Below are 26,261 nucleotides of genomic sequence, written 5' to 3'. Positions count from 1 at the left end.
CCGTCGCTCTTTCGTCCCCTGCCCGATGAGGAGTACGCGTGCCCACCACGACCGGCACCCGCAGCCCGCGTTCGTACCACCCGAGAACGATCCTGATCTGGACCGTCGTCGCGCTGATCGGCGCGGCCGGCTGGGGCGTGGTCGCCCTGGCCCGAGGCGAGGAGATCTCGGCCGTCTGGCTGATCTTCGCGGCGGTCGCCTCCTACGCGATCGCCTACCGCTTCTACTCCCGCTTCGTCACCCGACGAGTGTTGGAACCGGACGACACCCGGGCCACCCCGGCCGAGCGGCTCGACGACGGCGTCGACTTCCAACCGACCGACCGCCGGGTGCTGTTCGGCCACCACTTCGCCGCGATCGCCGGCGCCGGGCCGCTGGTGGGCCCGGTGTTGGCCGCGCAGATGGGTTATCTGCCGGGCACCATCTGGATCGTGGTGGGGGTGATCTTCGCCGGGGCCGTGCAGGACATGGTGATCCTCTTCCTGTCCATGCGCCGGGACGGCAAGAGCCTGGGCCAGATGGCCCGCGAGGAGATCGGCCGGGTCGGCGGCGTCGCGGCGCTGATCGCGGTGTTCGTGATCATGATCATCCTGCTCGCGGTGCTCGCCCTGGTCGTGGTCAACGCGCTGGCGAACTCGCCGTGGGGGACCTTCTCGGTCGCGCTGACCATCCCGATCGCCCTGTTCATGGGGGTCTACCTGCGCTTCCTGCGACCCGGTCGGGTGTTGGAGACCAGTGTGATCGGGGTGGCGCTGCTCCTGGCCGCGATCGTCGGCGGCGGGCAGATCGAGGACACCGCGCTGGGCGACGCGTTCACCTGGAGTCCGACCACACTGGTGTTCTGTCTGGTCGGGTACGGCTTCGTCGCGTCGGTGCTGCCGGTGTGGCTGCTGCTGGCCCCGCGCGACTACCTGTCCACCTTCATGAAGGTCGGCACCATCGTGCTGCTCGCCGTCGGCGTGCTGGTGGCCGCGCCGAATCTGAAGACGGACGCGATCAGTTCCTTCGCGGGATCCGGCTCCGGGCCGGTGTTCGCCGGGTCGATGTTCCCGTTCCTGTTCATCACCATCGCGTGCGGTGCGCTGTCCGGCTTCCATGCCCTGGTCTCCTCCGGCACCACGCCGAAGCTGATCCAGAAGGAGTCGCAGGTTCGGATGATCGGCTACGGCGCCATGCTGATGGAGTCGTTCGTGGCGATCATGGCGCTGATCGCGGCGTGCGTGATCGACCCCGGTCTGTACTACGCGATGAACGCCCCGGCCGGAGTGCTCGGCGCCACCGCGGAGAGCGCCTCGCACGCGGTGGCCGGCCTCGGCTTCACGATCACCCCCGAGGACCTGCGCGCGGCGGCCTCGGCCGTCGAGGAGAAAACGCTGATCGCCCGCTCCGGCGGGGCACCCACGTTGGCCGTGGGCATGTCGGAGATCTTCGCCGACGTGTTCGGCGGTTCCGGGATGAAGGCGTTCTGGTACCACTTCGCGATCATGTTCGAGGCCCTGTTCATCCTGACCACCGTGGACGCGGGAACCCGGGTGGGCCGCTTCATGCTCCAGGACATGCTCGGCAACGTGTGGAAGCCGATCGGCCGGACCAATTGGAAGCCCGGCATCTGGTTCACCAGCGCCGCGGTGGTCGGCCTCTGGGGCTACTTCCTCTACGCCGGGGCCACCGATCCGCTGGGCGGGATCAACCAGCTCTTCCCGCTGTTCGGCATAGCCAACCAGCTGCTCGCCGCGGTGGCGCTCACCGTGGCCACCACCGTGCTGATCAAGTCCGGCAAGCTGCGTTGGGCCTGGGTCACCGGCGTCCCGCTGGCCTGGGACGTGGCGGTGACCTACTCCGCCGGATGGCAGAAGATCTTCTCCGACGACCCCCGGGTCGGCTTCTTCGCCCAACGCGACCGTTACGCCGACGCGATCGACGCGGGCAAGGTACTGGGCCCGGCGAAGAACATGGACGACATGCACACCGTGGTGCTGAACTCCACCGTGGACGGCGTCCTGATCGCCCTGTTCCTGGTGCTGATCGCGCTGGTGATGGGCAACGCGGCGATCGTGTGCGTACGGGCGGTCCGCGCCGGCGGGTCGGTGCCCACCACCGAGACGCCCTACGTCGCATCGACGCTGGTGCTCGAACCGGTGGGCGCACCGCGGGAGAAGGAACTCGCCCGGACGGGCGGCGGCGCCGGCGACCGGGCGGATCGGTCGTGACCGGGCCGGCCCCGAGCGCCGCCGGTCGGATCGCGCCGATCCGACTGGTCCGGTGGATCCGGTGGTATCTGCGGGAGATCTCAGGTGCGGCGGACTACGACCGGCACTGCCTGCGACACCTGCGCGAGCATCCGGACCGGCCGGTCCCCACCCGCCGGGCCTACGAGGCATGGCGGACCAGGCGGCGCGAGGAGCACCCGCAGACCCGCTGCTGCTGACCCCGGACCCGAACCGGGATCCGCCGACGGACCTGCGCCGACCCGTTGTCGGCGTCTCGGATCCCGGACAGGCGAGAACGTCGGGCGGCGTCGAAGGATCCTCGACGTCGCCCGACGTGCGTCCGGGGTGCACCGGAACGACGGCTGAGCACCGACGCCGGGAACCGCCTCACGTGACGACCCGACGGCGCGGCCGGCGCGGCGGGTCGGCCGACGACTCCGGGGGGAACGCGCCCGGGCGGTGCAGGTCGGCGATCAACTCGTCCACCCGCGCCCGGCTCAGGTGCCGCATCACATACAGGTGCACGTACGTGCGCGGCACGCCGTCCACCGGAACGGTCTCGGCGGCGAGCGAGTAGCGGTGGACGATCTCCGCGCGTGGTTGCCGAAAACGCACGGTCAACGCCTGCGGGCTGCGGGCCACCCACAGGTCCCGGCCGAGCCGGTGCTGGAGGTCGAGCAGCCGCTCGTGCACGTACCCGGTCAGTCGATCGCAGCCGGCCGCCAGCCGGACCTGGTCGTCGTAGGAGTGTCGGGCCAGGTGGTCCCACATCAGCAGCGCGGAGAAGCCGTTGCGCGAGCCCGCGAACGTGGTGTCGGCGGCGCCGATGTACTCGGAGGACTTGGGCGGGGTCATCTGCAGGCCGGTGCGGCTCATGAACACCCCGCAGGCCCACGGCGTACCGAACCACTTGTGCCCGCTCATCGTCAGCGAGTGCACGTCGGCGATCCGGAAGTCGAACATCGGCGGCGCCTGCTCGACCATGCCCACGTTCCGGGCCATCTCCAAAAACGGCGCGTACCCGGCCCCCAGCGCACCGTCGATGTGCAGCCAGTACCCCGAGCGTTCGTCGTGGTCCTCGGTCGCGGCCCGGCGGATCCGCCGCCGGTGCAGCCCGTACTCGGTGCAGATCCCGCGCACCGTGCGGGCCACCGCCGCGACGTCGTCGTAGGCGCCCTTGAAGGTGGAGCCGTAGTTGAGGCTGACCAGGATCGGATACCCGCGGGAGGCGAAGAAGCGCACCAGCACGGCCAGTCGGTCGATGTCGATCGCGCCGTCCGCGGTGGAGGGCACCTCGGTCGGCCAGGGCGCCCCGGGCCGAAGCGGATTCTCGTTCGGGTAGCGGGTGCTGCCGACCGCGTGGAAGGTGTCGATGGCCAGCGCCCGCACGGCCTTGGTCAGCGAATAGTGGGTGTCCTCGGAGAAGAACGCGATCGGATGGAAGGCGTTGGGACTCTGCCCCTCGCCGCGCGGAGCCGGTTCGCCGGTGATCGCGCCCGCGCCGCGGTCGTGCCCGCGCAGCAGCTTGCCGGAGAGGTAGTCGCGCGCGTTCCACAGACCGTAGAGGTTGCCCTCGCTGGAGCCCATGGTGAGCAGATAGCCCCAATACGACTCCGGATCGCGCTCGTCGTGCGGCCACTTGGCGTGCCACAACGATGCGAAGTAGTCCAGCACCGCCCGCTCCAGCACCTTGGAGTTGAGCGTGTACGAACTGGACTGGAACGGGTCGCCGACGTTGTTGAGATGTCGGTCCAGGTAGTGGGCCAGGCGCGACCGGTAGTCCAGGTCACTGGTGACCTGGTAGCCCGCGAAGTTGCGGGTCTGCGTGTCGATGTGGCTGCGGAACAGCGCCTCGGCCTCGGCGTACTGTCCGGGGTCCAGCCCTCCCGGGGGCAACTGCACCTTGGCGTAGGGCACTTCCGGGACGCCGATGTAGGCGTCCCGGGGGTCGGCGGACGGGGGAGTGCCGTACCGGGGGCCGCCGACGAGCCGCAGGTCGCTGAAGGTCTTCTGCCACGGGGCGTCCTCGGGCCCGAACGGGATGTCCGAGGGGGCGTCGTCGTCGTGAGCCATCAGGGCCGGTCCTTTCGCTTCGCTACACGGTGTGCGGTGCGCCGACCCGGTCACTGCGCCGTCGGGGCGAGGCTGCCGGCGGCATCCGTCGGGCGCGCATCCGGTGCCGGTGCCGCCGTGATCGGATCGAGGGCCGGTCCGGCCGGCTCGGGCAGACCGCCCAGGCGCGCGTACCGTTCCGGTCGGGCCACGCGCAACCGGTACGCGAACCCGATGCCGGCCGCGGTGACCGCGGGCAACAACCAGGGCAGCGCGGTGACCACCGGATTCGTGGTCCCGGTCAGCACGTCGAAGTTGGACACCACGAGAACGGCCGCGGCGGTCAACCCCACGGCCCCCAGCACGGGCGCGACCAGGGTCTGCCACCGACCCTCGCGGCGGCGCCGGAAGTAGCCCACCACGGCCACCGACGCCAACGCCTGGAGCAGGATGATGCCGAGCGTGCCCAGCCCCAGCATGCTGGTCGACATGTTCACGTACGGGTCCAGGCCGGCGGCGGCGAACGCGACCACCACCACCGCGCTGAAGCCGCTCTGCACCAGGCTTGCCCGATGCACCGAGCCGTGCCGCCCGTGCGCCGCGCACAACCGGGCCGGCAACAGTCCGTCCCGGCTCAGCGCGTACATGTAGCGGTTGGCGGCGTTGTGCAGCGCCAACCACGCGGCGAACAGGCTCGTGCACAACAGCACCTGCATGGTGACGGTGGCCGGGTGCCCGAGATAGCTGTCGCCGAGCCGGAAGAACAGGTCGCCCAGGTGCTGTTCGGCCTCGGTGCGCACGCGCCCCGGACCCACCGCACCGACCGCGACCCAACTGGTGAGCGCGTAGAAGGAGGCGACCACCACAACGGCGATCACGGTGGCCCGCGGCACGCTGCGCCGCGGCGCCTTGGCCTCCTCGGCGTACAGGGCCGCGGACTCGAAACCGAGGAACGACGCGAATCCGAACATCACCGACACACCCAGCCCCGGGGCGACCACATGCTCCGGGGCGAAGGAGCCGAGTGGCAGCGAGGTCGTGCCGTGTCGGCTCAGGATGGCGATGTCCAGCGCGAACAACATGGCGATCTCACAGATCATGCACGCGGACAACAACCGCGCGCTGAGCTCCGCCTCGCGGTAACCCAGCGCGCCCACCACGAGCAGCCCGACGAACGCCCAGACCTCCCACGGCAGATCCAGCCCGTGACCGGCGGCCACGTCCTGGGTGAAGTAGGCGAAGGCGCCCAGGACCCCGACGGTGGCTGCGTTGTACGCCAGCACCGCCAGCAACCCGGCGCCGGCCGCGATCGGGCGGCCGAGGCCGTGCGCGATATGCGCGTAGAAACCGCCCATGTTGCTGATCCGCCGGGCGATCGCGGCGTAGCCCACGGAAAAGCACAGCAGGGTCACACCGGCGAAGACGAACATGGCCGGGACCCCGGGACCGGTGCCGATGGCGAAGGACAGCGGGACGGTGAACACCATCGCGGCCAGCGGGGCGGCGGCCGCGATGATGATGAACACGATCTTCGGCGTGGTCAGCGTGCGCCGGAAGTCGCGGCCCGGCGCGTCGGGTTCGGAGCCGGTCATCTCAGGTCAGCCGCAGGATCTCGACGGCTTCCGGCAGGCCCATGTACGCCAGGCGGATCGCGGCCATCTCGTCCGTCCAGCGCTCGGCCATCGCGTAACGCTCCTCGGCGTCGGTGTCCACCAGCCGAGTCCCCGGCCACACCTGGTAGTCGCCCACCAGATCCGCGTGTTGCCGCAGACCCTCCTGGAACAGGTGCTCGCGGACCATGATGTATTTCCGGTCCGGGATGGTGTCCCACAACGCCCGGCCGCGCCGGATCACGTGCAACAGCCGGTCGTGCGACTCGGGATGACGCAACAGGTGCTCGCGCACGATGGAACTGCCCACCGTCAGATGGCGGATCTCGTCGATCGCCGCCCCTCGGGCGATCGCCGCGGCGGCCGGGTCGAGCACGCACCACTTGCGCTCGCTCAACTCGGCCGCCGGCGCCAACACACCCTCGATGACGATGGTGAACACCGCGACGCCGCCGATGAAGTCGCCCTCGTCGCGCACCGTGCGCACCGCGAAGTCGAGAATCGGGTCCAGCACGTCGTGCCGGTAGTCGGTGGTCAGCTCGTCGATCGTCGTGTGCAGGTCGGCGGCGGGCACACCCATCTCCACCAGGTGCCCGCGAAAGACCATCGAGTGCCGGGCCTCGTCGATCAACTGGGTCGCGAAGAAGTCCAGTTCGGCTACCCCGGGCGCGCCGGCCACATAGTGCGCCAGGGCCCGGGTGCCCTGCTCCTCGGCAACCGAGCGGCAGCCCAGCTCCAACAGTTGCGCATCGCGCAACGGGCCGTCCACGCACATGTGTTCCGGCGTGGGCTCGGCCGCGGTGTGCCCGGTCTGCACCCGGTCGCGCAACGTGCCCTGGGCGACCCCGCGCAGCCAATAGGCCAGGCCGCACTGCTCGGCGGTCAATTCCAGGTTCATCGCGCCGTCGAGCAGCCCCGGCGCGGTATCCCAATCGGTCTCGGGCGGTATGGACGTTGCCATGACGGGAACTCCCGGTTCGTGAGGGTGGCTCAGTCGAGGGTGGTCGTGGTGTCGGCGCGCCAGCCCTGCCGGCGGCGCACCCCGTGGAACTCGACGTCGTGCAGCCGGCCGGCGAAGCCGATCAGCGGCCGACCCGACCCGGCACGGGCGTGCACGATCTCCGCCACCAGCAGGTCCTCGCCCCCACCGAGCGGCACGTGATCGCTCAACCGGCAGTCGAACCACGCCAACGCGTCCACCAGCAGCGGGATGTCGGTGCCCGGATCGAGCTCGGACCGGACCAGGTCGAACTGGGCGAGCCCGGCCGGCCGGCGCGGATTGGCGAACCAGTCGGCGAGCAGGGCCTGACGCGAGGAGAGCACGTTGACGAAGAACCGGCCGCTGCGCCGGATCAGCTCGGTCATCGGCGAGCCGCCGCGCAGGCACACCCCGAGCCGCAGCGGCTGCTGGGAGAGCACCGTGGTGGTGGAGACCGTGGCGCCGTGCGCCGACTCCCGGTACGCCGAGGTCAACACCGCCACGCCGGTGGGCAGCAGCCGCGACATCGCGCGCAACTCGCGCGCCCGGTCGCCGCCGGGCCGAGGCCGATCGGCGATGCCGACCGTCGGCTCCGGGCCGGCGGACCCCGCGCTCATCGGCTCGGCCGGGCGACGGAGGCCGCCGCCGGGGTCGATGCCGGCGCCGACGCCGCTCCCGGCTCGCCGCCCGCGCGGCCCTTGCCGAACAACCGCCGCGACAGCCGGGCGAAGTCCTCGTCCGGGACCGGCTCGAACGGCAACGCGAACGGCTTGAGGAAGTTGCCGAACACGCCTCGATCGGCGAACAGGTGGATGGGGATGGCCAGCAGCGCCCACTCCGCGCCGCTCACCCAGATCCACACGCCGATCACCGCCGCCTGGGTGATCAGGCTGTGCATGGTGTTGTAGGCGATGTAGTAGCCCTTGGGGATGCGCCCGGTGGAGCTGCGCCGGAAGGCGATCGCCCCCGGGATGTAGCCGATGAGGTCGATGTAGACGAACAGCAGGACGGCCGGCAGCCAGCGCACGTCGCCGATGTGCGCGATGAACAGCGCCAGCGAGACGCCCAGCCCGACCAGGTATTCACCGCGGTGGAGGCGGAAGGTGGTGGGGGACTCGAACACGTTGACCTGATCCATCTGAACTCCACTGGTCGAGGGTGCCGGGCTCAGATCCGCAGCGGTCCGCCGTTGAAGTACTCGACGAGGTGCGGCGAGGACGAGGTCCGGCCGGGTGGGTGGAAGGCCAACGGGTGCAGGGCCGAGGACAGGTAGGCGATCTCCGGCGACTTGATGAAGGCGATGCCGCCGAGGAGTTCCACCGCCTGCTCGGACACCGTGGCCAGCGACTTCTGGATGGCGAACCGGGCGGTCAGCGCCGCGGCGACGGATTCCTCGCCGGTGACGCCGTCGCGCAGCGCCCGGGCGGTGCCCTCGGTCAGGCCGACGGCCGCCTCCAGTTGGATGCCCAGCGCCGCCCGATCGGTGACCGTGCCGCGTTCGCGCTTCATCACCAACTCGGTCAGCGCCGACGCCGCGCCCACGTAGGCGGAGGTGATCAACAGCTCGAACCAGACGAAGGTGGCCTCCTGGAGGTCGTCCAGCCGGCCGGGATCGTCCGCCGTACCCCGGATCACCAGGTGCTCGGGCACGTGCACGTCGTGCAGTCGCACCTCGTCGCTCTGCGCGGCGGCCAGCACCGGACTGTCCCAGAACGGGTGCACCGAGATCCCGGCGGAGTCCGCCGGGATCAGCAGCACCGCGAGCGAGGTCCGGCCGTCCGCGTCGGGCACCGTGACGCTGGCCGTGAGCAGGTCCATCGAGCGGGAGAGGCTGCACGGCTTCTTCGCGCCGTTGACGACGAACCCGTCCGCGACCGCCTCGGCGGTCACCGACGGACTGAGGATGTCCTGCTGGGTGCGCCCCTCGGCCCAGCCCGAGGCCAACAGCATGCCCTCGGGTGCGATCCGGGCCAACAATCGCTTCTGCTCCGGCGTCGGCGGCACCACCCGGTCCGCGAGGGCGAACAACATCGCCACGGTGAAGTTGTGCATGGTGGCGCCGGCCGCCAGCGAGGGCGAGTACGCGCCCAGCGCCCGGGTGACCCGGACGGCGTCCAAGGCGTCCGCGCCGACGCCGCCGTAGGCCCGGGGCACGAGCAGAGCCGCGCCGCCGTGCTCCTTGAAGATGTCCACCACGGGACTGTCGCTCGCCTCGCGCTCGGGCATCGGCAACGCGTCCAGTGCCTTCAGCAGGCCGGGATGATGACGTTCGCAGGTGTCGCGGGCGATGTCGAGAGAAAGCATCCGGGTCGCCTCCGGTATGTGATGGGAATGCCGTGGGCCCACCGTCACACGACACTCTGACTGCCTCCTGACATCATTCTGATGACGCGATATCCGGCCCCGAAGGCGATGTTCTGACACGGTGATGACGCCGGACTGACGGCCGGCCGACAAACTCTCTCCGGCATTGCGTGCGGCGGTGCTCCGCATCATCATGAGCGGTGGATCGTGACGCCACGGGCAAGGAGACCCAAATGACACAGGGAACAGTGACGGAGGCGGCCCACGCCTCGGCGGAATACGCGCTGGAGGCTATACGGAAATACACGCGCGCAGAAAATCCGAGTTCCTTCCTCGCGGTCAACCGGGGAAATTCATATTTCACGTTGCCGGGACGCCCGGGAATCATCGTCTACCGCAGCGCGGGAAAATACCTGGTCCAGTTCGGCGGACCCTTCGCGCCGGACGAGTCGTACGTGGACCTCATGCGGGCCTTCACCGAGTACACCGCGGCCCGGGGCCGGCGCCAGGCGATCATCCAGCTCCAGCTGCACGACGCCCGCATCCACGCCCGGCACGGCTACACGGTGAACCAGGTGGGCGCGTCCTACGCCGTCGACCTGGGCGGCTTCACCGTCGCCGGGACCCGGTACATGCAACTGCGCAACAAGATCTCGCGGGCCCTGCGCAGTGGCCTGACCGTGGTGGAGGCCGACTACGAGCAGTGGAAGGAGGGCGTCGCGGACATCGACCGGCGCTGGCTCCCGCTCAAGGGCGAGGGCGCCCGTCCGCTGGAATACCTGGTCGGCCAGACGGGCGGCGACATGCAACGGCTGCGCCGGTTGTTCCTGGGACACATCGACGGCAAGGCCATCGGATACGTCTCCTATTCACCCGTGTACGGCACGTACGAGGGATGGATGCACGACCTGAGCCGACGTCTTCCGGAAAGCCCGGCCGGTGTCATGGAGGCCTGCAACAAGGCGGCGATCGACGCCTTTCGTGCGGAGGGAGTGCCCTGGTTGCATTTCGGCTTCACGCCGTTCACCACATTGGCGGACGAGCGCGAGGTGCCCGGCCACAGTCCGGGCTTCAAGTGGCTTATGCATTATCTCTGGGAGAATCAGGTCGTCTACCCGGCCTCGTCCCAGTTGGCCTACAAGGACAAGTGGAATCCGACCCTGGTCACCACGGAGTACGCGGGATTTCCGGACGGGGCGAGCGCGGAGGGGTTCGTCAATATCTGGCGGGCCGCGAACGCGATGTGACGAGCGAGCGAACGAGGCAATGGTGATCCGGACCGACGGGAGATGCGGATGTCGATGAGCGCGAGTACGCACACGGATGTCGAGAAGAATTCGATCCAGGCAATGCAGGCACAACTGACCGAGGGCTTCCTCGCGTTGTGCGCGGACCCGGACGACGCCGAGGCGGCCGGCCGCGCGGACGGCGCGCTGCACGCACTGGACGTACTGCTCGCGCCGGACGCGGCGGGCTCACCGGCCGAGGGCCCGTTCCAGTAGCGCGCGCAGCCGGGTCGGGTCGGTCCGCGCCAGCCCGGGCCACTGCCGGGTCACCGTGGCCGACCCGCCCGCGGCATGGAACTTGGCGGCGACCAACTCCCGGTGTCGGAGCCGCAGTTCCGGGCCGAGACCACCCCGGGGAATGCGGTACTCGCGGACCAGCACCCGGCCGTCGTGCAGTACGACCCGCACCCGGGCCGGCGTCGGCTTCTCGGCCGTGGTGAAGTCCCGGGCCGGTGCGCGCGGTGCGGGAGCCAGATCGAGCAACTCCGCGCCGCCGAACTCCGCGAGCCAGGCCCGCCCCGCGTCGCCCGCCTGCCGCAGCGCCTCCCCGAACGGCGCGTCGCCGGACAGGAGTTCACGGGTCATCTCGGGGTCGTGCACGAGTCGCACCTTGGCCGCGAGCCGCCAGCGCTCGGGCGTGTCGACCCGGGGCGCGTGGAAGTCCTCGATGACCAGTTGCCCGGTCAACAGCGCGGTGGCCACCGGGTAGGGGGTATCGAGCACCAGCGCACCGATCGGGGTGCGCGGCCCGTCGAGATAGGGCCGGGCCTTGCGGGCGGCGAAGAGCGTGTAGACGGAGCACTCCACGATCACCTCGCGCACGTCCTCCACCGCCCACCTGCCCAGGTCGGTGTGCAGGTCCACGGCGCAGTCGACGGCCGCGTCGATGCCGGGACCGCCGGGGTGCAGCTTGAACGAGAGTGTCTCCGTGTGCCAGCGCCGGCCCAATCCCAGGGTCAGGGCATCCGGCAGCGGCACGGTGGCGAACCGGGCGAGGAAGCCGTCGGTATGCTCGACGATGTCGGCTGCGCCGTGCAGGCCGCCGGCTGCGGCGTCGCACGCGTCCAAGCCCATCCGGACGGCGACCGGGACGTGCAGCAGTCGGGCGTCGCCGGCGATGAAGCCGCGCAGCAGGGTCCACGGCGGCGCGCTCAGGGCCAGGGCGAGGGCGTCGAGCCAGCGTCCGGCCGGGGCCCGTTCGCAGGCGAGTCGGCCGGCGACCGCGCCGACGACGTGGGTGTGCAGCGCGGTCTGGCCGCGGAAGGGGCCCAGGGTGGCGGCCGAGGTGATCCGCGCGGCGCACTCGTCGGCCAGGATCACCGCGCGCAGCAACTCGGCGCCGGAGAGCCCGAGAGCGTGTGCGTAGGCGAGCGGGACGCCCACCGTCGAGGGGCCCAGGTGGCCGGCGTAGGCGGTGTCGTCGAGATTGAGCCATGCGCCGACCCCGCCCAGGACGCGCGCGGATTGCGCGGTGTCGGCCTGGAACGGGGGGCCCAGCGCGCGGACCAGGCGGTGTCCGTCCGGCTGCCGCAACCCGGTCCGGATCGCCGCGAGTTGGGAGAGCACGTGGGTGGCGGCGAGGTCGATCACGCGTTGCGGGACGTCGGACAGTTCCAACCCGGCGGCCCAGTGGGCCAATCGCTCCAGCGGCCCGCTGCCACCCTCGGTCGGCGCTTCGGGGGCGGCCGGCTCGACCCGCCGGCCGCTCATCCGCCGGTCCGCTTCGGCGAGGCGAGCACGTGCAGCGCGCGGGGCAGCACGTCGACGGTGATGGTGCCGCGCTCGGTGGGCACCACCTCGCCGTCGTGTTCGAAATGCAGCGGCAGGCCGTCCAGTCGCTCCAGGGTGACCGATCGGCCGCGGGCATAGGTCGAGCCCGCCGAGTCGAGATGGCCGCCGGTGCGCATCAGTTCCAGTGCCGTCTCGGCGGGGGTGTCGGGGTCCAGCACGCACACGTCCAGCAGTCCGTCGTCGCGGATCGACCGGGGGAGTACGTTCAGCACGCCGGCCCGGTGCCGTCCGCCGCCGACGTTGGCCAGGATCGTGCGGCCCGACTGGACCACCGTCCCGTCCACGAGCACCCGGCCGGGATAGGGCCGATAGGTGCGCAACGACTCGGCGATGGCCTGTTGGTAGCGCGGGCGTCCGGCGATGGGTGAGGACCGGGCCCGGGCGGTCGCGTCGGCGAACAGGCCCGTGCTCAGGCCCAGTACGACCAGCCGATCGGGTTCCGCGAGCCGGGCCAGGTCCAGGCGACGGTGCTCGGCCTCGCCGGTGAGCACGGCGTGCAACGACTGCCACCACGGGACGTCGTCCCACAACGAGCGGTAGTTGGAATTCGCGGTGCCGCCGGGCAGGACGGCCAGCGGGGGCGGTGCGGCGGCCTCGCCCCCGACCAGGCCCGCCACCACGTCGCGCAGCGTCCCGTCGCCGCCGATGGACACCACCAGGTCGGCGCGCTCGGCGCCGGCCGCCAGGTTCGCCGCCAACGCGGTGGCGTGTCCGGGGTGTTCGGTGGGCGCGACCCGCACGTCGTCCGAGTGCTCCCGGCAGACGTCGGTGACCGCCGACAGATACTCGGCGGTCGTGGAGCCGGCCCGCGGGTTGAAAATGATTACGATGTTGGGAAAGCGATTTCCGTGAGTCCCGAACTCGTCCAAGGCCGGTCCACCGCCCGTTGTCTCGCCGTTAACCATTTCCGGATGCGGGGCCTGAAGCGATCCCTCGACGCCTTCACCGGCCCTGTCGGAATACACACTGCGCGATGCGTCTGATCTCGCTCTGACACGGTTCTGACCGCAGACGGGCTCGACGCTTCTTGATCCGCGGCATTCCGGTGTCAAGATCGGAAAAGCTGGGGCGTCCGACTTCCGGCAAATGATTCGTAAATACTCTTGTAGGTATGGCAGGGTAATGTGCAACGATTCTGCCGATGACTGCCGATCGGTCATGGATCGGGGGTGATCAAAAAGACGAGGTGATATGTTTGGACCAAACCAATGACTGGTGCTGCGTCTTTGACCATCGGGGGTATGAGATCTCGGCGCGGGGGATGAAGATCAATTTTCTGGCGTTAAAATTTGTCGCATAATTGCGAAATGCCCGATGTCGACGTCTTTTTGACGTTTGGTCGACTCGGGCTCGGCCGCGGTGCGGGTGCGCGGGAACGCAGTCGCGCCGTCGGCCCGGGGGTACGGGGGACTCGCTGTCGTACGGCCGGGTTGCCGTGTGCTCCGCCGGGCCGGGTGGCCGCAGGGGAATGGCGTGCGCCGCTTTCGGCGGCGCGCTTTCGCCTTCCCGGGGGTTGATTGCCCGGTTCGTACGATTCAGAGTGTGTATGCGCAGGAGGCGTGATGCTTACGTTCCAGCTGCTGGGAGCCATCGGGGCAAGATCGGAAAAGGGGGAATTGCGATTGTCGGGGACGCTCCAACGAACGCTCTTGGCCACGCTGCTGATAGCCGAAGGGAGTCCGGTATCGAGAGGCGGCCTGATCGACGAAATGTGGGGCAGTAACCCTCCGGTTGTGGTCGAGAACGCCATCCAGGCACACGTCAGTCGACTTCGCCGCAAGCTCGCGGCGCTCGAGGACGATCCCGAGAAAACCAGGTTACTCACCGAGCACGCGGGATATCGCCTCATTCTGGACGGCGCGACGCTCGATGTGGCGGTCTTCATCCAGGAATACGAGCGGATCAAATTCGGCAATCTTCCGCGCGGTGTGGCGGCCCGGGAAATACGTGGTGTGCTCAAGATTTGGCGTGGACCGATCTACGGCGGCTCGCACGTGGGCCAGGCGTGTCAGGCCGCGGCCGCGCGCTACGAGGAGACCAGGCTCGCGCTGCTCGAATTCCTCTTCGACTGTGAGCTGGAGAACTTCGAGCACCGGCGGATCATCCCGGAGCTGCAGACCCTCCTGGTCGAGCACCCCTACAACGAGCGCTTCCGCCAGCAGCTGATGGTCGCGCTGTACCGCTGCGGCAGACAGACCGACGCGCTCGACGTCTACCGAGGGTTGCACATCCAACTGTCCGAGGAACTGGGGTTGTCCCCGTCGCCCATCATGCGGGACTACGAACGGGCCGTGTTGGAACAGGACCCCTCGCTGCACGTGCGGTCCACCTGAGGACAGACGCAGACGTCATCGCGATGTCAGCGCCCGGTCAGCGGGGGCCGGCACAGTGGAACACGTGAACGGCACCGAGTCCTCGGGACTCGGGTCGGGATCGGGAGAGGTGCCCGGAGCGGCTGATCGGGGACCGAAGGCATTGCCGAGGTCGGATTCCACGGAGTCCACGCAGGTTCGAATCCTGCCCTCTCCGCACACGCAGCACCGGGCCGAGGGCCCGCCGCGGGCGTCACCGCCGATGCGGGGCCCGGAGCCGAAGAACCGTTGCGGTCGGCACGGGCCGGCAACGCAGACACCCCACGAGGCACCGCGGACCGACGAGGCCGGCGCACGACCCGCCCGCGCTCCGCGGATTTCGGCCGTTCGTTGTCGGCCGGTTCGTTGTGGGCCGGTCCGCTTTCGGCAGGATCATCCTCGGCCGCCGGTCTGCTTGCGGCCGTTCCGACTCCGGCCGGCCTGCTTTCGGCCGGTCCCCTTCGGCCGCTCTTCCTTCGGCCGGGTCCGTGCGCATCCGCGCCGCCCACCGTTCGGGTGGGTAGACGCCGATCGCCCGTGCCCGACCCGCGCACGCATGTGACGGGCCGACCACGGGCGACGGGGAACGCCGTCGGCAGGGTCACCGGTGAATCGCCGGCAACACCCGCTCGGCGATCTCCTCGAGCTGTCCGGCGGGCTCCAGCGAGCCGACCCGGATGACGATGTGCCGGGCCCCGGCGCGGACGTAGTCGGAGAGCCAGTCCGCACACTTGGCCGCCGAGCCCCAGCCGTAGGCCTGGATCTGCGCCATCTCGGCCAGCGAACGCCGGTAGTAGCGCTGCGCGTAGTGCTCCAACTCGGCCTCCGCCGCGGCCTCGTCCCGGTTCACGTTGACGGTCGCGTACAACCCCGGGGTGACCGCGTCCGCCGGCCGCCCGGCCTCCTGGAGCAGCTTCCCGATCTGCTGCCACGCGTGTGCGTAGGCGGACACCGAGGGCAGATACGGCAACCAGCCGTCGTAGCGCCGGGCCACCCGGCGCAGCACCGCCGGCGTATCACTGCCGGCCAGCCACAGCGGCGGCCCGCCGATCCGCGCCGGACGCAGCAGCAGGTCCAGGTCCGCGGCCTGCAGATGCGGGCCGACGAAGTCGGTCCGGGCGCCGGGTTCGCCGCTGCGCCAGGCCCGGCGCCACAGGTCGACGATCTCGTCCAGGCGGCCGGCCCGGCCGGCGTAGGCCGCCCCGACGGCGGCGAACTCCCGTTCCGTCTCCGGGATCGGGAAGCCCGAACCCAGGCCCAGGGTCAACCGGCCGGCGGCCACGTGGTCCACGCTGGTGATCAGGTTCGCACCGATCAACGGATGCCGCAGGGCCGGGGTCAGCGCCGCGGTGCCCAGGCCGATCCGGTGGGTGGCCGCCGCGGCGGCGGACAGCACCACCAGCGGATCCAACCGCGCCCGGGCGATCAGCGAGTCCCCGGCCCACAACGAATCGAAGCCGAGCAGCTCGGCCCGGACGGCGAAGTCGATCAGCGGGCGGGCGTCCAGGGCACCGACGATGGCCTGTTCGCGGGTCGGCAACAGGATCCCGAAGTGGGGCAGGGCAGAGCGGGGCATGGTGTGCTCCTTGACGAGTACCGGGACGGCGGTCGGGCCGGCACGCGCGGATCAGCCGCGCGCGGCGGCCTCCAGTCGATAGAGGTGACCGCAGAAGTCCTGGGTGATCGCCTCCACGTGGGTGTCGATGAAGAAGTGACCGCCGGGGTATTCCCGGTGCCCCAGATACTGCGGGCTGCGCGGGATCCAGGACTCGAACGCGTCCTCCTCCTCCTGGAGTCCGTCGCTGCGACCGCCGTAGGACACCAGCGGACACGGCACCAACGCACCGAGGTCCACCCGCTGGGCGGCCACCGACAGATCGGCGCGCAGGGCGGGGATCACCATCGCCAACATCTCCGGGTTGTCGTAGATCTCGGCCGGGAACGAACCGAGTCGCTTGATCCAGGAGACCAGTTGCTCCTCGGGCATCTCGATGTGCTCGTCCGTCGGGCAGAAGAATCCGGTCGGCGCCCAGCCGGACATGCCCACCATGAGAGGTCCCGGTACCCCGTCCCGCTCCATGCGCACCGCCAACTCGTAGGCGAGTTGCGCGCCGAGGCAGTGTCCGAAGAAGGCGAACGGGCGGTGGTCGGAGGCGCCGAGCACGGCCTCGTACAGCCCTTCCACCAGGGGCTGCCACTCGGTGTACGAGGTCTCGCCGCGGCGCTCCTGGCGGCCCGGCAGGGTCACCGCCTGGGCACCGATGTCGGCGGGCAACACGTCGGGCCAGTCCCGGTAGATGATCGCCCCGCTGCCCGCGTGCGGGAACAACAACAGGCGGATCCGGGCCTCGGGGTCGGCCTCGGCGGGCTGAAACCACTGACCCGGCCTGGACATCTTCTTGGCTATCGCGGTGCTCACCGTGAAGTTCCTTCCATTGCCTCGGCTGTCGTCGCAGACCGGTGGCCTGCGGTGTCCGTGTCCGGCACGGTCCGTGCACTCTCCAACCGCTCCCGGACCACCCGGCGCAGGATCTTCCCGGCGGGATTGCGCGGGAGCGCGGGCATGACGTGATAGGCGGTCGGGATCTTGTAGTCGGCGATCCGGCCGCGCAGGAAGAGCATCAACTCGCGTGGTGTGGCCCGCCGATCGGGCCGAAACGCCACACACGCGTGCACCGCCTCGCCCCAGCGGGCATCGCCGAGGCCGACCACCGCGCTCTCCGCGACGGCGGGATGCTCGGCGAGTTCCTTCTCGATCTCGGCCGGATAGATGTTCTGGCCGGCGACGATGATGGTGTCGTCGATGCGGTCGCAGACGTACAGGTAGCCGTCCTCGTCCAGATAGCCGTTGTCGCCCATGTACAGCCAACCGTCGCGCAGCGTGCGGGCGGTGGCCTCGGGGCGGTTCCAATAGCCGAGCATGCGGGACGGGGTGCGGATGCAGATCTGGCCGATTTCGCCGGCCGGCAGCTCCCGCCCTTCGCCGTCCAGGATGCGCAGTTCGTTGCCCGGACACACCCGGCCGGCCGAGCGCAGCAGCGGACTGCCGGGCCGGTGGTCCGCAGGCGGCAGGCACACCGGCACGCTGGCCGTCTCGGTGCTGCCGTAGATCTGCACGAACTCGCAGCGGAACACCTCCAGACTCCGGGTCAGCAGGTTGGTGGAGATGGGTTCGCCGCCGTAGGCGACCTTGCGCATCGACGCGAACGCCTCGGGGCTCGCCTCGCGTTCGTCGAGCATCATCCGCAACATGGCGGGCGCGGCGAAGGTGGTGGTCACGCCGAGCGTGCGGATCAGCCGGACCGCCTCCTGCGCGACGAAGGCACGCATGACCACGTTGGTCAGCCCGGCGTTGAAACCCTGCCAGAACCACGCGGTGCCCGCGGTGCCCAGGCCGGGCAGCGAGATCAGGTTGACGTCCTCGGGCAGCCAGTCCACCCAGTCCACACCGGCCGCACGCATCGCGGCGGGGAAGGTGAAGAAGCTGCGATGCGGCACCACGGCACCCTTGGGCAGGCCCGTGGTGCCACTGGTGTAGATCTGCACCACCGCGTCCTCGGGATCGACCGCGGTGTCGGGGTCGGTGTCCGGCGCGTCCGCCCACCAGGCGTGCAGGCCGCCGCCGACGTCGTCGCCGCGGTCGATCCGCACCAGCGTCCTCAGCGCGGGCAGGGTGGGTTGTACCGGCGTGACCACCGAGTCGAACTCGCCGTCGAAGAACAGGAGTTGTGCGCCCGAGTCGCGCAGGATGTGATCGGCCTCGCGGGCGGTCAGCCGCCAGTTGACCGGCACCAGCACCGCGCCGACCTTGGCGCACGCGAGCACGATCGTGTAGTAGTACTCGGACTCGCGGCCCAGCCAGGCCACCCGGGCGCCGTGCCCGACGCCGGCCGAACGCAGGGCGTGCGCCGCGCGGTTGCTCATGCGGTGCAGCTGGGCGTAGTCGATCCGGCGGTCCTGGCAGATGATCGCCGGGTGGTCGCCGCGATCACGGGCATGTGCGGCGGACGTGGCGACCAGCGTCCACTGCCTGGCGTCGTCCATGGTCTCCTCCGAGGGTGATACGGCCCGGGGGCCGGTCGGTCCGGGGTCAGCCGGCCGGGGGCACGAGTTGTCCGTCGAGGAACTCGGTCAGCAGTTGCGGGGACGGGAAATCGAAGGCCAACGAGGCGGGCAGCGGTATGCGGAAGGCCGACTCCAGGCCGGTCTTGAGCTCCAGCGCCATCAGCGAGTCCAGTCCCAGCGCGACGAATTCGGTACTCGGATCGATCTCCTCCCCGTCCTCGGCGTGCAGCGCGGCGGCGACACCGGCCAGCACCACTTCGGCCACGGCGGCCCGGCGCTCCGACTCGGGCTTGGCGATCAGCGCGGCCAGGTCCAGACCGGTCCGGGCACCGCCCCGCTCCTCGCCGGCATCCGGACCACCGGCACCGACCAGCCGGGCGTACAGCGCGTTGCGCAGCGGGCTCTGGGACAGGTACCGGTCCCAGTCCCACTCGCCGGCCACGTACTGCGTGTCCGGCCCGGACCACAGGCGGTGCATCGTGCGCAGCGCACGGGCCGGCGAGAAGTAGCGCATGCCGCCGCGTTCCAGCTCCCGGGCGAGGTTGTCGCTCAACCGTGCGGACATGCCCACGCGCGACCACATGCCCCAGTTCGTCGCCCGCCCCGGCAGACCCTGCCGGGTGCGCCACGCGATCAGGCCGTCCAGGAAGGCGAACGCGGCGGCGTAGTGCGCCTGGGTCGAGCCGCCGACCACCGCGGCGATCGAGGAGTGCACGATGAAGAAGTCGAGTTCGGGGCAGTCCAGGCTCGCCTCGTGCAACAGCCAGCCGCCGTACGCCTGCGCGTGCAGCTGCTCGTCGATGGCCTCCCAGCTCAGGTTGCCGATCAGCGCGGAGCCCGCGCTGCCCGCGGCGTGCACGATGCCGGCCAGCGGTACGCCGCCGGCGCGCACGTCGGCGAAGAGCCGATCGACCTCGTCGGCATCGCCCAGGTCCGCCCGGGCCACGGTGACCCGGGCCCGTTCGCGCAGCGCGGCCAGGATCGGGACCGCCTCCGGGGTCGGCCGGCCGCTGCGGCCGACCAGGACCAGGTGCCGGGCGCCGAGGTCGACCAGCCTGGTCGCGGTGACCAGGCCCAGACCGCCCAGACCGCCGCTGATCAGGTAGGTGCGGTCCGGCCGGATCGGCGCGGCCTGCACCGGGTCGGAACGCTCGGGTGCCACGGTCAGCACCGGTTGCCCGGCGCACCCGTCGCGGCCCGCGGCGAGCGCCTCGTCGGCCTCGTCCAGGTCGAAGCCACGCACCCGGATCGGCGGCAGCTCACCGCGGCCCACCGACTCGACCACCGCAGGCAGCACCTCGGCGACCAAACGGGTGCGCGCCTGCGCCGACAGCTCGGCCAGGTCGGCGGATCGATACATCGCAGCGGGCCGCGCGCTCGCATCCGCATCCGCGGTCTCCTGGGTGCCCGTGTGCGCACCGGTAGCCGCTTGCGTGTCCGCAGACGGCTGAGTGTCCGTGTGCGCACCCGTAGCCGCGTGCGTGCCCGCTTCCGCGTCCGGGGCCGCCGGGGTGCCCGCGTGCGCACCCGCGGCCGCTTGCCCGTGTGCTTCCGAGACCGCGCCTGTGCCCGCTTTTATGCTCGCGTCCGTGTCCGCTCGCGGACCGGGCTCGGCGCCGCCGACCACCACATATCGGCCACCCTCGACCAGGCAGTCCACGCCGACCGCCGTGCAGCCACCGCCGAATTCGACGAACGCCGCGTCGACCCCCAGCCCGTCGGTGCGTCGCAGCACCTCGGTGGTCGGGTCGGCCAGGTCCGGCGCGAGTTCGTGCCGCGCCCCGGACGTCGACGGCCGGTCCGGGTCGGCGAGGCCGATCACGTCGTACCCGGCCCGGACCGCCAACGCGGTCAGCGCCTGCCCGACCCCGCCGGCCACTCGGACCAGCACGACCGCCCCGGCCGGGACCCCGTCCAGGGCCCGCAGCGCGTGGTGGGCGGCGACATAGGCCGCCGGCAGGGCCGCCGCCGCGTGCGCCGGCACGCCGTCCGGGGCGAGCGCGACCGCTTCGGCCGGCACCGTCACCGTGCGGCGTACGGTGCCCGGGTGATGCGCGACCACCGGGTCGCCGACCGCGAAGTGCACGCCGGCGCCGACCGCGACGACCGTGCCGCTGCATCCGGAGCCCGGCACCGGCGCCGGCTCGCCGGCCGCGGCCACCCGCAGGTCGTGCGGGTGGACCGCGGCGCTGTGCACCCGCAGTTGCACCTGGCCCGGCCCGGGCGCGAGGTCCTCGGCGGGCACCGGACGCAGGTCCGCGGTTTCGCCGGACGCCGATGCGCGCAGTGCGAAACCGCCGTCCCATGAGGGGGTGCGCTCGCCGGGCAACAACCGGCGGGCGTAGCGCAGACCGTCGCGGTAGGCCACCTGGAAGTCGCCCACGTCGGCGGCCCGCCACTCGTCGGCCAGGACCGCGAGATCCACACCGGCGGGCAGATCGAGCAGGGTGGCCCGATGCCGCGGGTACTCGTTGAGCAGGACGTGGCCGAACCCCCACAGGGTCGCCGCCGCAAGCTGCTCGCCGGTGCCCGGTCGGTCGCCCGGCAACCACTGCGCCCGCTCGGTGACCAGCCACAGTCGCGGCGCGCCACCGGGGCCCGAGACGGTCAGTGCGGCCACCACGGCCGACAGGTCGCGGTAGTTGCGTTCGCACTCGCGGCGCAGCCGGCCCACGGACATCGGCTCGTCCAGCGCACGCCAGAACCAGCACACGTCGGTCACCGAGGAGTCGTCGAGCGCCCGGGCGAGCGCGTCGGGCCCCTCCGGGTGGGACAACCTGATGCCGGCCGTCGCACCGGCGGCGGCCAACCGGGCCGGGTCGGCGCCCAGGACCAGGACGTGCCGCTCCACCGCTTCCGGGCCAGGCGTCGCCCGATGCCGCAACCAGCTCAGCCGGTGCAGGAACACCGGCCGCCGGTCGGGTGGTTCGGGCAGGGCGAGCCGTACGTCGCGCAGCTCGGCGACGGGTGCGTCGCCGTCCAGGAGCAGGAGGTCGACCAGTCGGCGGTCCGGACCGTCGGCGTCGACGCGGGCGACCACCCGCAACCGCTCGCCGCGCGGCTTGCGGAACAGCCGTACGCAGCCGAACCGCACGGGTGCGAACGCCGGACTGTGTGCGTCCGCGCCCACGGCGACCTGGAGCGCGCAGTCCAACAGTTCGATGGGCAACTGTTCGACGGCACCGGCCTCGCGGCCGCTCAACTCACCGGTCAGCACGCCGTCTTGATGCCGGTGGACCCGGGTGGTCAGGCGGTAGCGCGGGCCGTGCCGGCGGCCCACCGAGGCCAGGTCGGTGTACAGGTCGTCGGCGTCGACGCTCTCCCGGATCGGGCCGGGCCGATCGGCCAGGGCGCGCAGCGCACGATCGGGACGATCGTCGTCCTGCGGTGCGGCCAGGAGCGCGGTGGCGTGCGTGCGCTCGTCCTCGGCCGGACCGCTGACCATCTCGACCCGGGCGCCGCCGTCCGCCGACGGGACCAGCCGGGTGCGCAACTCGACGGCGCCCTCCTCGGGCAGCGGCAGCGGTGCGCCGATCTGCAGGTCGCGTACCGCGCCGTGGCTGTCGCCGTAGACGACATCGCGCAGCGCCAACAGCAGTTCGACGTACGCGGCGGCGGGCAACTCCGGCCCGTCCGGGCCCTGGTGGCCCGCCAGGCACGCGGGGCGCTCGGCGGTGTAGTCGGCGACGAAGCGGCGGGTGCCGGCGGGGTCGTCCGCCGTTGCCGGGACCGGTCGGCCCAGCAGCGGATGCCACGCCGCTCCCGGCGCCGAGGCACCCGCGCCGCTGCCGGCCTTCCCGGCCACCGGCAGCCAGTACCGCTTGCGCTCGAAGGCGTACGTGGGCAACTGCATGCGCGCCGCCGGGCGTCCGGCGTGCACGCCCGCCCAGGACACCCCGATGCCGGCCGCGTACAGCTCGGCCAGGCCGCGCAAGACGGTGTCGCCGTGCGGGTCGCGGCGTCGGACACTGGCCGCCCACCGGTGCTCCTCGGCGGTGGTGCACCGCTTGGCCAGCGCGGTGAGCGCGGTCGAGGGGCCGATCTCGACGAAGGCATGCCGGCCGCGCTGCTCGACCGCCCGCACCCCGGCCATGAACAGCACCGGTTCGCCGATGTGCCGCACCCAGTAGTCGGCGGTGCCCAGTTCGGCGAACCGGCCCAGTGCGCCGGTGGTGTTGGAGATCAGCGGGATCTCCGGCGGCCGGAAGGTGATCCCGGCGATCGCCGCGTGGAACTCGTCGAACACCTCGGCCATCAGCGGCGAATGGAACGCGTGCGACACGGCCAGGGCATCCACCCGAACCCCGAGGCCACGCAACTCCGCCACCAGTTCGTCGAGTTGTTCGCTGCCGCCGGAGATCGTGCACTGGTCGGGGGCGTTCACCGCGGCCAGTGCCAGATCGGTGCGCCCGGCCAGCAGCGGGCGGATCTCCTCGGCGGGCAGCGCGACCGCGGCCATCCCACCGGGCTTGCGGACCGACTGCATCAGCCGGGCGCGCGCGGCCACCAGCGTCACCGCGTCCGGGAGCGAGAACAGGCCGGCCACCGCGGCCGCGGCGACCTCACCGATGCTGTGCCCGATCAGCACGTTGGGCTGGACACCCCAGGAGATCCACAACCGGGCGAGCGCGTACTCGAAGGCGAACAGGGCGGGTTGGGTGTACCCGGTGCGATCCAGCAGCGTGTCGTCCCGGGCCCGACCCAGGATCAGGTCCCGGATCGACTCGGCCAGGTGCGGTGCGAACCGCGACTCGCACTCGTCCAAGTACTCGCGGAACACCGGGAATCGCTCGTACAGGGCGGCGCCCATGCCCGGATACTGGGCACCCTGGCCGCCGAACAGGAAGGCGACCTTGCGTACCGGGGCGGCGGCGGGCCGATCGTCCGGCTCGATCGCCGCGTCCAGGAGCTTGACCAGGTCGGCGCGGCTTTTGACGACGCCGGCCAGCCGGTGGCCCAGGTGGGCCCGGCCCACGTTGGCGGCGTGGCACAACCGGCCGAGGTCCGGCTCCGGGGTGCGGTCCAGGAACTCCCGGTAGCTGCGGGCCTGGCGGCGCAATCCGGCGGCGTTCTTGCCGGACAGGGTGAACACGGCCGTGGATGGGGCGGGTTCGGGGAGCGGTGCGGCGGACGGTTCCGGGGCCTGTTCCAGCACGGTGGCCGCGATGGTGCCGGCGAAGCCGAAGCTGTTGACCACCGCGCGCCGGATCGGCGCCCGCCAGGGCAGGCACTCGGTGGGGATGCTGATCGGATACAGGTCCCACGGGATGCGGCGTGCGGGCTCGGTGAAGTTCAGGTGCGGGTAGATGGTGGCCGAACGCAGTTGCAGGACGGTCTTGATCACCCCGACGATGCCGGACGCCGGCTCCAGGTGCCCGATGTTGGTCTTCGCCGAGCCGACCACCAGCGGCGCCTGCGCGCTGTGCGATTCGGCGAACACGGCGTTGATGGCGCCCAGTTCGATCGGGTCGCCGAGCGGGGTGCCGGTGCCGTGCGCCTCCACGTACTGGATGTCGGCGGGCGTCAGTCGGGCCGCCGCCAGCGCGGTGCGGATCACCTGCTCCTGCGCGGGGCCGTGCGGCACGGTCAGGCCCGCGCTGTCGCCGTCCTGGCCGATCGCGGTGCCACGAATCAGCGCGTGCACGGTGTCGTGGTCGCGCTCGGCGTCCGAAAGCCGCTTGAGCACCACGATGCCGCAGCCCTCGGCCCGTGAGTAGCCGTCGGCCGACTCGTCGAACGTCTTGCAGCGTCCGTCGCTCGCGAGCATCTGGCCGTGCGAGAACATCACCATGAAGCTCGGGTGGTGCACCGCGTTGACCCCACCGCTCAGCGCGATCGTGCACTCGTGGTTGCGCAGCGCCTGCACCGCCATGTGCAGCGCGCTGAGCGAGGACGAGCACGCGGTGTCCACACACACGCTCGGGCCGCGCCAACCCAGGAAGTAGGACAACCGGCCGGACATCGAGAAGATCGTGCAACCCGCCGCCAGGTGCCCGTCCAGTTCCTCGTAGGGCAACGCGCCCATGTGCAGCGCGTAGTCGAACGAGCTGACCCCCATGTAGACGCCGCCGTCGCCGCGCCGCAACGGCGTGGGGTCGATGCCGGCGTGTTCCAGCGCCTGCCACGCGGTCTCCAACACCATGCGCTGCTGGGGATCGATGTAGCGGGCCTCCTTGGGGGAGATGTTGAAGAACGGCGCGTCGAACAGGTCGAGGCGGTCCAGGAAACCGCCGCTGTGCGTGCCGATCTTGCCCCTCTCGTCCGGCTCCTGCGCACTGAAGGCCGCAACGTCCCAGCGGTCCTCCGGGATGGTCCGGATGCCGGACCGCCCGGCCCGCAGGAACGCGTCGAACTCGTCGGGGGACTCGGCTCCACCGGGCAGGCGCAGACCGATGCCGACGATCGCGATCGGCTCGTCGCCCGGTTCCCATCGGCGGTCGCTCGTGCGCGGGCTATCCGACATCACTGGTTTCCTTGGTTTCCGGGCCGGGCGGCCGTGAGTCGGCCGCGTGCATGACGGGGTCGGCGGGCGGTGCGGACAGGACGTCGGTCAGGTACGCGACGAGCTGCTCCACCGTCGGGCGGCCGAACAGGATGGTGGCGTCGATGCCGATGTCCAGTGACCGCTCCAGCCGGGACCTGACGTCGTTGAGCCGAAGAGAGGTCAGACCGAGGTCGAAGTAGCCTTGGTCGAGCGGCAGTTCCTCACCGTCGTCCATCAGCAGGATCTCCTTGAGGTATGCCACGACGAGGTCTTCCAGGGCGTCTCGGCGCTCGCGCCGACTCATCTCACGCAGGTGTCGACTGGTATTCATCGGCCTCAGGTAAACAGCCGTTGCTGACGCCGGGCTGATCCAGGGCTGATGTGATGGCCGCCGCCCTCCGCCCGGCCGAACCGGCCGCCCCGACCGGAACCGACCGAGGCCGGGCGCGCGGATTTATTACCTCCCGGGTAGTCGACCCGGCTCTCCGCCCGCCGGCACGCTCGGATCGGCGAAGTGACGACGCGGCGGCGACGCGGCGACGCGGAAGGCGACGCGGCGGCGGCACACCGGAGCGGAACCCACGAGCCGACGGCCCGGTCCACGCAGATTTATTACGTCCGAGGTAATCGACCGGGCTCTCTTTCGGTACCAGGCTTGAGCCGTCGGGGCGTTTTCCGCCCCACGCGAGGCCGAACCCCCGTACGCCCTCGTATTCAAATCCCCGTGTAATCGTATGAGGAGTGCATGTGAGCGAGATCGAAGCGATCGTGGAAAAGTACGTCGCGACCTGGGCGGAGCCGGACGCCGAAATCCGGCGGAAGAACATCGCCGAACTGTGGGCCGAGGACTGTGTCTACAGCAACACCGCCACCGTGTATCGAGGCCGTGAAGGCATCGAGGAGGCGGTCACGGAAGCGTACGAGAACTTCGTCCCGAAGGGCTTCGGGTTCCGGGTCGCCAGGGTGGACGCCACCCAGGAGGCCGTGCGCTACCAGTGGGAGGTGGTCCCGGCGGCCGGCGGCGAGCCGACGATGACCGGTACGCAGGTGGTCACCTTCGATGCGAACGGCCGGATGGTCCGCGACCACCAGTTCATCGACAAGGTGCAGGCCGACCAGGCCGACTGAG

The 26,261-nt window shown here is 71.0% G+C and carries 19 protein-coding genes and 1 tRNA gene; 7 read left to right on the top strand and 13 right to left on the bottom strand.

Annotated features, from left to right (window positions below; all coding sequences use genetic code 11):
* Positions 1–38 precede the first annotated feature (38 nt).
* Together ACZOOI_RS00765 and ACZOOI_RS00760 are read left to right on the top strand one after the other, a co-directional pair.
* Complete coding sequence (locus tag ACZOOI_RS00765) at positions 39–2,210, top strand: carbon starvation CstA family protein (RefSeq protein ID WP_465278888.1); 2,172 nt, start codon at positions 39–41, stop codon at positions 2,208–2,210.
* Complete coding sequence (locus tag ACZOOI_RS00760) at positions 2,207–2,428, top strand: YbdD/YjiX family protein (protein ID WP_396009752.1); 222 nt, start codon at positions 2,207–2,209, stop codon at positions 2,426–2,428. The genes ACZOOI_RS00765 and ACZOOI_RS00760 overlap by 4 nt, the downstream gene beginning before the upstream one ends.
* Positions 2,429–2,597: 169 nt before the next feature.
* Here the strand turns inward: ACZOOI_RS00760 and ACZOOI_RS00755 are convergent, their stop codons facing one another.
* The 6 genes from ACZOOI_RS00755 to ACZOOI_RS00730 are packed head-to-tail and all read right to left on the bottom strand — an operon-like array spanning position 2,598 to position 9,155.
* Entirely contained in the window at positions 2,598–4,283 is a 1,686-nt protein-coding gene (locus ACZOOI_RS00755; RefSeq protein WP_465278887.1) for a pyridoxal-dependent decarboxylase, read from the bottom strand.
* Positions 4,284–4,333: 50 nt separating this feature from the next.
* The gene (locus ACZOOI_RS00750; RefSeq protein WP_465278886.1) at positions 4,334–5,854 is read right to left on the bottom strand and encodes an APC family permease; all 1,521 of its coding nucleotides are present in this window, start codon (positions 5,852–5,854) and stop codon (positions 4,334–4,336) included.
* A 1-nt stretch (position 5,855) separates the two neighbouring features.
* Positions 5,856–6,833 carry a VlmB-like protein gene (locus ACZOOI_RS00745; RefSeq protein WP_465278885.1) on the bottom strand — a complete coding sequence of 326 codons (978 nt, stop codon included), beginning with the start codon at positions 6,831–6,833 and terminating at the stop codon, positions 5,856–5,858.
* A 29-nt stretch (positions 6,834–6,862) separates the two neighbouring features.
* Positions 6,863–7,468 (bottom strand): flavin reductase family protein, encoded by a 606-nt coding sequence (locus ACZOOI_RS00740; RefSeq protein ID WP_465278884.1) that lies wholly within the window; start codon positions 7,466–7,468, stop codon positions 6,863–6,865.
* Entirely contained in the window at positions 7,465–7,989 is a 525-nt protein-coding gene (locus ACZOOI_RS00735; protein WP_465278883.1) for a hypothetical protein, read from the bottom strand. The genes ACZOOI_RS00740 and ACZOOI_RS00735 overlap by 4 nt, the downstream gene beginning before the upstream one ends.
* 29 nt (positions 7,990–8,018) lie before the next feature.
* Positions 8,019–9,155 (bottom strand): acyl-CoA dehydrogenase family protein, encoded by a 1,137-nt coding sequence (locus ACZOOI_RS00730; RefSeq protein WP_465278882.1) that lies wholly within the window; start codon positions 9,153–9,155, stop codon positions 8,019–8,021.
* A gap of 233 nt (positions 9,156–9,388) precedes the next feature.
* Between ACZOOI_RS00730 and ACZOOI_RS00725 the strand changes: the two genes are divergently transcribed.
* Together ACZOOI_RS00725 and ACZOOI_RS00720 are read left to right on the top strand one after the other, a co-directional pair.
* Entirely contained in the window at positions 9,389–10,402 is a 1,014-nt protein-coding gene (locus ACZOOI_RS00725) for a phosphatidylglycerol lysyltransferase domain-containing protein (protein WP_465278881.1), read from the top strand.
* A gap of 54 nt (positions 10,403–10,456) precedes the next feature.
* The gene (locus tag ACZOOI_RS00720; RefSeq protein WP_465278880.1) at positions 10,457–10,657 is read left to right on the top strand and encodes a hypothetical protein; all 201 of its coding nucleotides are present in this window, start codon (positions 10,457–10,459) and stop codon (positions 10,655–10,657) included.
* Here the strand turns inward: ACZOOI_RS00720 and ACZOOI_RS00715 are convergent.
* Together ACZOOI_RS00715 and ACZOOI_RS00710 are read right to left on the bottom strand one after the other, a co-directional pair.
* Positions 10,631–12,151, bottom strand: coding sequence for an MmgE/PrpD family protein (locus ACZOOI_RS00715; RefSeq protein WP_465278879.1), 1,521 nt, complete (start codon positions 12,149–12,151; stop codon positions 10,631–10,633). The two genes, ACZOOI_RS00720 and ACZOOI_RS00715, sit on opposite strands and share 27 nt — an antisense overlap.
* Positions 12,148–13,101: a diacylglycerol/lipid kinase family protein gene (locus ACZOOI_RS00710; protein ID WP_465278878.1), complete on the bottom strand. Its 954-nt coding sequence runs from the start codon at positions 13,099–13,101 to the stop codon at positions 12,148–12,150. Before ACZOOI_RS00710 ends, ACZOOI_RS00715 begins: the two co-directional genes overlap by 4 nt.
* Positions 13,102–13,794: 693 nt before the next feature.
* Between ACZOOI_RS00710 and ACZOOI_RS00705 the strand changes: the two genes are divergently transcribed.
* Both ACZOOI_RS00705 and ACZOOI_RS00700 read left to right on the top strand, forming a co-directional pair.
* Positions 13,795–14,565: an AfsR/SARP family transcriptional regulator gene (locus ACZOOI_RS00705; protein ID WP_465278877.1), complete on the top strand. Its 771-nt coding sequence runs from the start codon at positions 13,795–13,797 to the stop codon at positions 14,563–14,565.
* Between the two features lie 103 nt (positions 14,566–14,668).
* Positions 14,669–14,761, top strand: a tRNA-OTHER gene (locus ACZOOI_RS00700).
* 423 nt (positions 14,762–15,184) lie between these two features.
* On the opposite strand, the gene ACZOOI_RS00695 is transcribed toward ACZOOI_RS00700, so the two are convergent.
* The 5 genes from ACZOOI_RS00695 to ACZOOI_RS00675 are packed head-to-tail and all read right to left on the bottom strand — an operon-like array spanning position 15,185 to position 25,463.
* Positions 15,185–16,159, bottom strand: coding sequence for an LLM class flavin-dependent oxidoreductase (locus tag ACZOOI_RS00695; RefSeq protein ID WP_465278876.1), 975 nt, complete (start codon positions 16,157–16,159; stop codon positions 15,185–15,187).
* Between the two features lie 51 nt (positions 16,160–16,210).
* The gene (locus ACZOOI_RS00690) at positions 16,211–17,002 is read right to left on the bottom strand and encodes a thioesterase II family protein (protein ID WP_465278875.1); all 792 of its coding nucleotides are present in this window, start codon (positions 17,000–17,002) and stop codon (positions 16,211–16,213) included.
* Positions 16,999–18,627: a long-chain-fatty-acid--CoA ligase gene (locus ACZOOI_RS00685; RefSeq protein ID WP_465278874.1), complete on the bottom strand. Its 1,629-nt coding sequence runs from the start codon at positions 18,625–18,627 to the stop codon at positions 16,999–17,001. The genes ACZOOI_RS00690 and ACZOOI_RS00685 overlap by 4 nt, the downstream gene beginning before the upstream one ends.
* A gap of 46 nt (positions 18,628–18,673) precedes the next feature.
* Complete coding sequence (locus ACZOOI_RS00680; protein WP_465278873.1) at positions 18,674–25,111, bottom strand: SDR family NAD(P)-dependent oxidoreductase; 6,438 nt, start codon at positions 25,109–25,111, stop codon at positions 18,674–18,676.
* Complete coding sequence (locus tag ACZOOI_RS00675) at positions 25,101–25,463, bottom strand: acyl carrier protein (protein ID WP_465278872.1); 363 nt, start codon at positions 25,461–25,463, stop codon at positions 25,101–25,103. Before ACZOOI_RS00675 ends, ACZOOI_RS00680 begins: the two co-directional genes overlap by 11 nt.
* 416 nt (positions 25,464–25,879) lie before the next feature.
* Between ACZOOI_RS00675 and ACZOOI_RS00670 the strand changes: the two genes are divergently transcribed.
* A complete protein-coding gene (locus ACZOOI_RS00670; RefSeq protein WP_396009772.1) occupies positions 25,880–26,260 on the top strand; it encodes a nuclear transport factor 2 family protein in 381 nt (126 codons plus the stop codon).
* The last annotated feature ends 1 nt before the right edge of the window (position 26,261 follow it).

The organism is Embleya sp. L77, assembly GCF_055557415.1.
Note: the sequence above shows the minus strand (reverse complement) of the source record. Positions and strands in the feature narration are given on the sequence as shown.